The sequence below is a fragment of the Leptospira yanagawae serovar Saopaulo str. Sao Paulo = ATCC 700523 genome (genome assembly GCF_000332475.2).
Lineage (GTDB): Bacteria > Spirochaetota > Leptospiria > Leptospirales > Leptospiraceae > Leptospira_A > Leptospira_A yanagawae.
On record NZ_AOGX02000039.1, the window covers coordinates 123,423 to 129,711 of the forward strand.

Here is a 6,289-nt window from a genome sequence, read left to right on the forward strand (position 1 = left end):
GGAAATTAAAGAGTAGTGATCTCTTTTTCTTTTTCCTTTTCTAAATCTCCCAATTTGGCGATATAAGAATCCGTAATTTTTTGGATTTTATCTTGGTGGCCTTTCATTTCATCTTGGGACATTTCGGATTGGTGTTTTTTTAATTCATCATTGGCATCACGGCGGATATTACGAATCGCAACTTTTTTTTCTTCCGCTTTTTGTTTGACCACTTTTGCCAATTCTTTTCGTCTTTCACCTGTTAGCTCAGGGATATTGATCCGAATGCTAGAACCATCGTTGTTAGGGGTAAGTCCAAGGCTTGCCGCAAAAATTGCTTTTTCAATGTCTTTTAACATTCCCTTTTCAAAAGGAGTGATGAGAATCACACGTGGTTCAGGGCATGCAATTTTACCAAGTTGGTTAAGAGGAGTTAAAGTTCCATAGTAGTCAACCCTTACATCTTCTACCATCATAGGACTTGCTTTACCCGTACGAATTGTACCAAAATCTTTTTTTAAAGCATCAACTGTTTTGTCCATTTTGGACTGCATGGATTTTATAATTTCATCTACCATCTAGAATCACTTCCTCTGTATTGGAGATCAATGTACCAATTGGTTCTCCATCGATTAATTTTCTTAAATTACCAGCTTTAAATATATCAAACACTATGATTGGCATGTTATTATCCATACATAGACTGAGTGCTGTTGAATCCATAACCTTTAATCGGTGTTTGATGGATTCCATAAACGAAACTTGTAAATACCTTTGTGCGCTCGGATCCTTTTTCGGATCAGCAGTGTAAACGCCATCCACTTTTGTTGCTTTCAGTATCACTTCGCATCCAACCTCAACTGCTCGTAACGATGCCGTTGTGTCCGTTGTGAAGTAAGGGTTTCCTGTCCCACCAGCAAATATAATCACACGATTTTTTTCCAAGTGTCGCACTGCTCGCCTGCGAATGTAAGGTTCTGCAACAGATTTCATTTCGATGGCAGACAGTACTCGGGTAAACATCCCTTGTTTTTCGCATGCATCTTGTAAGGCGAGTCCATTCATGATGGTTCCAAGCATACCCATATAATCGGCAGTGGCACGGTCCATTCCTGATTTTGCCAAGGTTTCGCCGCGGATCATATTCCCACCGCCAACAACCACAGCCACTTCCAGGCCTAAGTCATGAACTTCTTTGATTTGTCCGGCAAGTGAGAATGTTTTGTTGGTATCAATACCAAGTTCACCCTCACCGGCGAGTGCCTCGCCGGAGATTTTAATTAGGATGCGTTTGAAACGCGGACTAGTTCCCACCTACTTGGAACCTCGAGAACCTACCAACAGTAATGTTCTCTCCAAATTTCGCAATGGCTTCTTGGAGGAGGTCATTGATGGTTTTGGAGTTGTCACGGATTGATTTTTGGTGGATGAGACAAATCTCTTCGTAGTACTTTTTCATTTTACCAGGAAGGATTTTTTCGATTTGATCCGCTTTTTTCCCTTCTTTTTCTAGAAGAGCTTTTTGTACGTTCATTTCGTTCTCAATTTCAGACTTAGGGATGGACTCTTCACTCACATAGAGTGGGCTCATGGCAGTGATTTGCAGTGCAATTTCTTTTCCAAGTGCTTCAAACGCTTCGTTGTTTGCCACAAAATCAGTTTCACAGTTCAGTTCGACGAGAACTCCTGTTTTACCGGTTCCATGAACGTAAGCGATGACCTTACCCTCACCAGTTTCGCGACCAGCTCGTTTTGCCGCTTTCGCTAAACCTTTTTCTCTTAAATAGGTAACTGCTTTTTCAATGTCGCCACCCTTTTCTTCGAGGGCTTTTTTGCAGTCCATCATCCCCGCTCCCGTACGTTCGCGGAGGTCTTTGATTTGTTCGGAGCTAACAGCCATTACTCTTTACCTTCTGCTGGTTTTTCTTCTGTGACTACTTCAGCAACTTTTTTAGCCGCTTCAGCATCCACTGGGATGTCTTTTGCTACTGGAGGAAGTTCATCGTCCATAATGAATTTTCCGGACTCATCATACTCACCTTGGTATTCAAGAGCAAGTTGTTCTGCGTCCATATCTTCAGCAAAATTCGTTTGAATGACTTCTCCACCTGTTCCCTCAAGCACTGCATTTGCCATAGTATCAAGGAACAAGGAAATGGCACGGATCGCATCATCATTACCTGGAATTGGGTAATCGATAGGCTCTGGATCACAGTTTGTATCAATCACAGCAAAAACCTTTAAACCAAGTTTTTTTGCTTCGTTCACTGCGATTTCTTCTTTTTTGGGATCGATTACAAAAAGAATTTCTGGAACCACTGCCATATCTTTAATCCCACCAAGTGTTTGGCGGAGTTTCTCTAACTCGCGTTTGAGGGATAGTGCTTCTTTTTTCGTTCTAGCTTCTTGTTCGAAAGAGTTGTTCTCTTCCATTTGCTCAAGTCTTTTCAAACGAGCAATTGACTTCTTTACTGTATTCCAGTTTGTTAAAAGTCCACCTAACCAACGGTTAGATACATAGTACATACTGCACGCTTGTGCTGCTCTTTCGATGGCACCACGAGCTTGTTTTTTTGTTCCAACGAAAAGAACTTTTTTTCCTTGGCCAGTTAACTTTTTCAAAGCATCATAAGCTTCTTTTGTTTTTTGAACTGTCTTTTGGAGATCAATGATGTGGATACCGTTACGAGCTGTATAAACATACGGGCTCATTTTTGGATTCCAACGACGTGTTTGGTGACCGAAATGTACGCCTGCTTCTAGCAGACTTTTCATGGAAATTACTGACATAGTTACCCCTTTTTTAGTGCGAGATATCCAGACGCTACAAGACCAACGATACTTGCAGGGGTTAGCTGGAACTCGACCTTAATTATGTAAAGCTCAAAAGATACTGGTGACTCGAACAAAAACCTAGAGAGTGTTGTAGTGCCAAAAAGTCTGTCTAAGACAACTCCGGCCACAGCTCCCGCCATCAGTCCCAAAAAAAGCACCAAAAGCAGGTTCCCCATCTGGGTTTTGTTCATCCAAAAGCACCTTTCTCAAGCTTTCCTGTCAGGATTTGGAATTTGGGCAGATTGTCAAGGGGAAAGGAATTGTGTGGCCTCGAAATTGGACCTTAGCGCTTCCGAAAGCACCCCAAACATGGCCCAAATTTCCCATTTCCAGTTTGGGCGGCTCCCATCCGTTCTCATTGCCAGAACGCTACCGGAAAGGACCGGGCTCTTTGTTCCAATCTCCGCTCTGCTCCGATTTCCACTGCGATCCCTGCCGCAGGAATGAAATGCTTAAATTGCTCTCAATAGAATGCAACTTATAATAGGATTGAGCAACTAATGGATGTCAATTGTAATTATCAATTGCCGTTTCACTCAAAGCTCAATATTTAGTCATAAATACTTAAGAATATTAACGAAATAATTGGTAATTTCGTTCATTGCGGGCTGACAAATTTTATCTTCTCAAGTGGAAACATATTGTGACTAAACTCGACTTTCAAAATCTCAAAAGAATTTCAATACATCTGATCCCTTTCGTGTTATTCCTTATTGGTTTCACCGTTAATATGATTTATGCAGGAATCGGTTATATGCCACTTGATCAATCCATTGTTTTTGATGGCGCATGGCGAATCCTTCAGGGCCAAACTCCTTACTTGGATTTTTATTTGCCAAATGGCCTCGTTCCGATCTATCTACAAAGTTTATTTTTCTATATATTAAAACCAAGTTATCTTACTTACTGCCTGCACTCGTCCATATTCAATGGACTCTTCGCAATTCTATCCTATTTTTTTCTATTAACATTTCTAAAAAATAGAACCAGTTCATTCCTTTATTCTTTAGCTACTTCATTTATTTTTTATCCGCCAATGGGTACGCCTTACTACGACCAACACTCCTTTTTCTTTATGCTTGCAACTTGGCTTACCATCTTACAGCTCAACTCTTCCATTTCTAAGAAAAAAGCAATAATTCTTGGGATTATTACCTCGGTATTTTTTGCTGCTGCATTACTTAGCAAACAAGTTCCTGCAATTTTCCTAATCCCAATATTAATTTGGATAATTATACGAAATTATTCTTTACACAACAAAACTACCTCAGCTTTTTTAATAGGTTCTTTTTTGGCTGGGATTTTGATCTTAATTGCGTTTTGTATATCCTTGAATTTAACCTCATTCCAAATGTATGCAATAGAACTTCCATCAAAAGTAGGCAAAATTCGAACGGCGGAATTAATGGATAAACCTTCAAAACTAATATCCATTACTTTGGATTCTTTCGATTATGTCCGCTTGAGCTTTATCACTCGAATTTTTCATTTAAATTTTATAATTTTCGCGTTATGTTTCGCCTCATATGCATATTCTTTTTTAAAACCTGCATCAAAAACTTCACTCAGTCAGTTATTGCGAAGATTTGCACCAAATATCAAAATTGCGACAATAGCCATTGCATTATTGATGATTTGTTTTTTTTACAATGCCTTCACAAGAAACGAAGTTTCAAATGGGATACCATTCATTTTTCTCTCGTTAGGTCTATTACATAAGGTTGGCTTAAATGGAATTAGGCTGATTTCCAAGACTATGATTAAAGTTTACGAAAAAAAAGAATCATACTTTAAATTAGCGCAAGTTATTCGAAAGATTGGACCAACCATCTTTGGAATTTCCATGATTTATTTTCTTTTAAATTCAACCTTTAAATTTGATCGCGCTGTTAATAAAACTAGAATTACTTCTAATATTTATTATATAAGCCAAGACCCACTTCTATCTCCCATTTCCCCTTTGAGTTTTTTAAAAATGGAAAATGGTTTTACCGACCACGTTCGGACGGAAGAATTAAATGGAGTTATGGAGTTTTTTAATCAATATAACGGGAACTTTTTTCTCTTTGGTGACTCTTCAATTTTATACGGCGCAACGGGTCGTCCCTCAATCTTTCCTTCCCTTTGGTTCCACCCAGGGTTAACATACCCCGAGTTAAAATCGAAAGAATTTGATAACTACGATTCACTTCTCCTTTCTCGCATCAATTCTTATGCAGTGATTCATTTTGTAATAGAAGGAGAAAAAACATACATGAATGCACGTATAAAAGAATTTCCAAAAGTGTATGATTATTTCAACAAAAACTATTGCCTCAATAAATCAGTTGGGAAGTTTCAGATATATTCGCTTTGCAAGAAATCAAAGGATACAAATGACAAATCAAAAAAAGGTAACATTTTATTAAATTTTTAAAAAGGAACCGAAGCATTACTGTTTATTTAATTTCAACGTCTTTGTTTGTATTTTTTGTCACTTTAGCAAGGACATGGAGCAATTGGATCTATCATTTGTTGGCGATCAATATATCTTTCTCTTCGCAGAACATCCTATAAGTAACCATAGTTAAAGATTGACCCCATTTAGAAAACACAGGTAATTATGCCGATCTATTTCTCTAGCGACATGCCATGAAGTTCCTAAGTAAAAATATACTCACGAATAGGCATGAAATTCATTTTCAAATGTAACAGGAGCTTTGTATCCAATTTTAGAATGCAAACGCTTTCTGTTATAAAAAACCTCGATATACTCAAATAGAGAACTTCGAGCCTGTTCTAAGGAATGGAAGTTCTTATGATTTGTAAACTCTCTTTTTAATGTAGCAAAAAAAGATTCAGCAGGAGCATTGTCCCAACAATTTCCTTTTCTACTCATGCTTTGAATAAATCCTTTTGATGTTAGTTGTTCACGAAATTCTCTACTCGCATACTGACTTCCTCTATCGGAATGGATGATAAGTCCTTTACTTGGTTTTTGATTCTCAATAGCATTTTCAAATGCTTTCATAACGAGAGATGTTTTCATATGAGTGTCAACAGCCCATCCAACAATCTTCTTTGTGCATATATCTTTGAATTTACATAGATATAGAAATCCAAACAAATAGGGAATGTAGGTAATATCAGTCACATACACTGTGTTTGGTGTAGAAACGTCAAAGTTTTGTTCAAGCAAGTTTGGACTAATTGTTTCTTCATGATTGGAATCTGTCGTCACAGGAGGCTTGAATTTCCTTGTTGTAATGGCTTTTATCCCATTTTCCCGCATAATTTTAGCCACAGTAGGTAAACTGACTTTGATTCCCCTTGCTTTTAGTTCTTTCTGAACTCTCGGACTTCCATAAGAAAGCAAATCTCCCTTGTGGAATCTTTGAATTTCAGATAAAATCTCTATACTTTTTTGATTTCGAATCAACTTCGACTTTTTCAACCAAGGATAAATCCCTTGTGTTAATATCTAATACTTCGGACA

Annotated in this window: 8 protein-coding genes; 1 reads left to right on the plus strand and 7 read right to left on the minus strand. The window is 38.0% G+C overall.

What is annotated here, in order from left to right:
• Nucleotides 1-5: 5 nt before the first annotated feature.
• From frr to LEP1GSC202_RS19940, 6 genes are all read right to left on the minus strand, one after another.
• Complete coding sequence (frr, locus tag LEP1GSC202_RS17240) at nucleotides 6-557, minus strand: ribosome recycling factor (protein WP_015679023.1); 552 nt, start codon at nucleotides 555-557, stop codon at nucleotides 6-8.
• Nucleotides 547-1,293: a UMP kinase gene (gene pyrH / locus LEP1GSC202_RS17245; protein ID WP_015678934.1), complete on the minus strand. Its 747-nt coding sequence runs from the start codon at nucleotides 1,291-1,293 to the stop codon at nucleotides 547-549. The genes frr and pyrH overlap by 11 nt, the downstream gene beginning before the upstream one ends.
• The gene (gene tsf / locus LEP1GSC202_RS17250; RefSeq protein WP_015678950.1) at nucleotides 1,283-1,879 is read right to left on the minus strand and encodes a translation elongation factor Ts; all 597 of its coding nucleotides are present in this window, start codon (nucleotides 1,877-1,879) and stop codon (nucleotides 1,283-1,285) included. The genes pyrH and tsf overlap by 11 nt, the downstream gene beginning before the upstream one ends.
• A complete protein-coding gene (rpsB, locus tag LEP1GSC202_RS17255; protein WP_039929355.1) occupies nucleotides 1,879-2,769 on the minus strand; it encodes a 30S ribosomal protein S2 in 891 nt (296 codons plus the stop codon). The genes tsf and rpsB overlap by 1 nt, the downstream gene beginning before the upstream one ends.
• A 2-nt stretch (nucleotides 2,770-2,771) precedes the next feature.
• Nucleotides 2,772-3,005, minus strand: coding sequence for a hypothetical protein (locus LEP1GSC202_RS17260; RefSeq protein WP_039929358.1), 234 nt, complete (start codon nucleotides 3,003-3,005; stop codon nucleotides 2,772-2,774).
• 1,051 nt (nucleotides 3,006-4,056) lie between these two features.
• Nucleotides 4,057-4,248 (minus strand): hypothetical protein, encoded by a 192-nt coding sequence (locus tag LEP1GSC202_RS19940; protein WP_156825417.1) that lies wholly within the window; start codon nucleotides 4,246-4,248, stop codon nucleotides 4,057-4,059.
• 322 nt (nucleotides 4,249-4,570) lie between these two features.
• On the opposite strand from LEP1GSC202_RS19940, the gene LEP1GSC202_RS19945 reads away from it, so the two are divergent.
• Nucleotides 4,571-5,230 carry a hypothetical protein gene (locus LEP1GSC202_RS19945; RefSeq protein WP_156825418.1) on the plus strand — a complete coding sequence of 220 codons (660 nt, stop codon included), beginning with the start codon at nucleotides 4,571-4,573 and terminating at the stop codon, nucleotides 5,228-5,230.
• A 240-nt stretch (nucleotides 5,231-5,470) separates the two neighbouring features.
• Here LEP1GSC202_RS19945 and LEP1GSC202_RS17275 read toward each other — a convergent pair whose 3' ends face one another.
• Nucleotides 5,471-6,274 carry an IS3 family transposase gene (locus tag LEP1GSC202_RS17275; RefSeq protein ID WP_039929360.1) on the minus strand — a complete coding sequence of 268 codons (804 nt, stop codon included), beginning with the start codon at nucleotides 6,272-6,274 and terminating at the stop codon, nucleotides 5,471-5,473.
• Nucleotides 6,275-6,289 lie beyond the last annotated feature (15 nt).

What these genes read in the sequence shown, in the direction of transcription:
- LEP1GSC202_RS17260 (WP_039929358.1), bottom strand. Translation starts at nt 3,005, where the DNA reads ATGAACAAAACCCAGATGGGGAACCTGCTTTTGGTGCTTTTTTTGGGA.
- LEP1GSC202_RS19940 (WP_156825417.1), bottom strand. Translation starts at nt 4,248, where the DNA reads ATGGATATTAGTTTTGAAGGTTTATCCATTAATTCCGCCGTTCGAATT.
- tsf (WP_015678950.1), bottom strand. Translation starts at nt 1,879, where the DNA reads ATGGCTGTTAGCTCCGAACAAATCAAAGACCTCCGCGAACGTACGGGA.
- frr (WP_015679023.1), bottom strand. Translation starts at nt 557, where the DNA reads ATGGTAGATGAAATTATAAAATCCATGCAGTCCAAAATGGACAAAACA.
- LEP1GSC202_RS19945 (WP_156825418.1), top strand. Translation starts at nt 4,571, where the DNA reads ATGATTAAAGTTTACGAAAAAAAAGAATCATACTTTAAATTAGCGCAA.
- rpsB (WP_039929355.1), bottom strand. Translation starts at nt 2,769, where the DNA reads ATGTCAGTAATTTCCATGAAAAGTCTGCTAGAAGCAGGCGTACATTTC.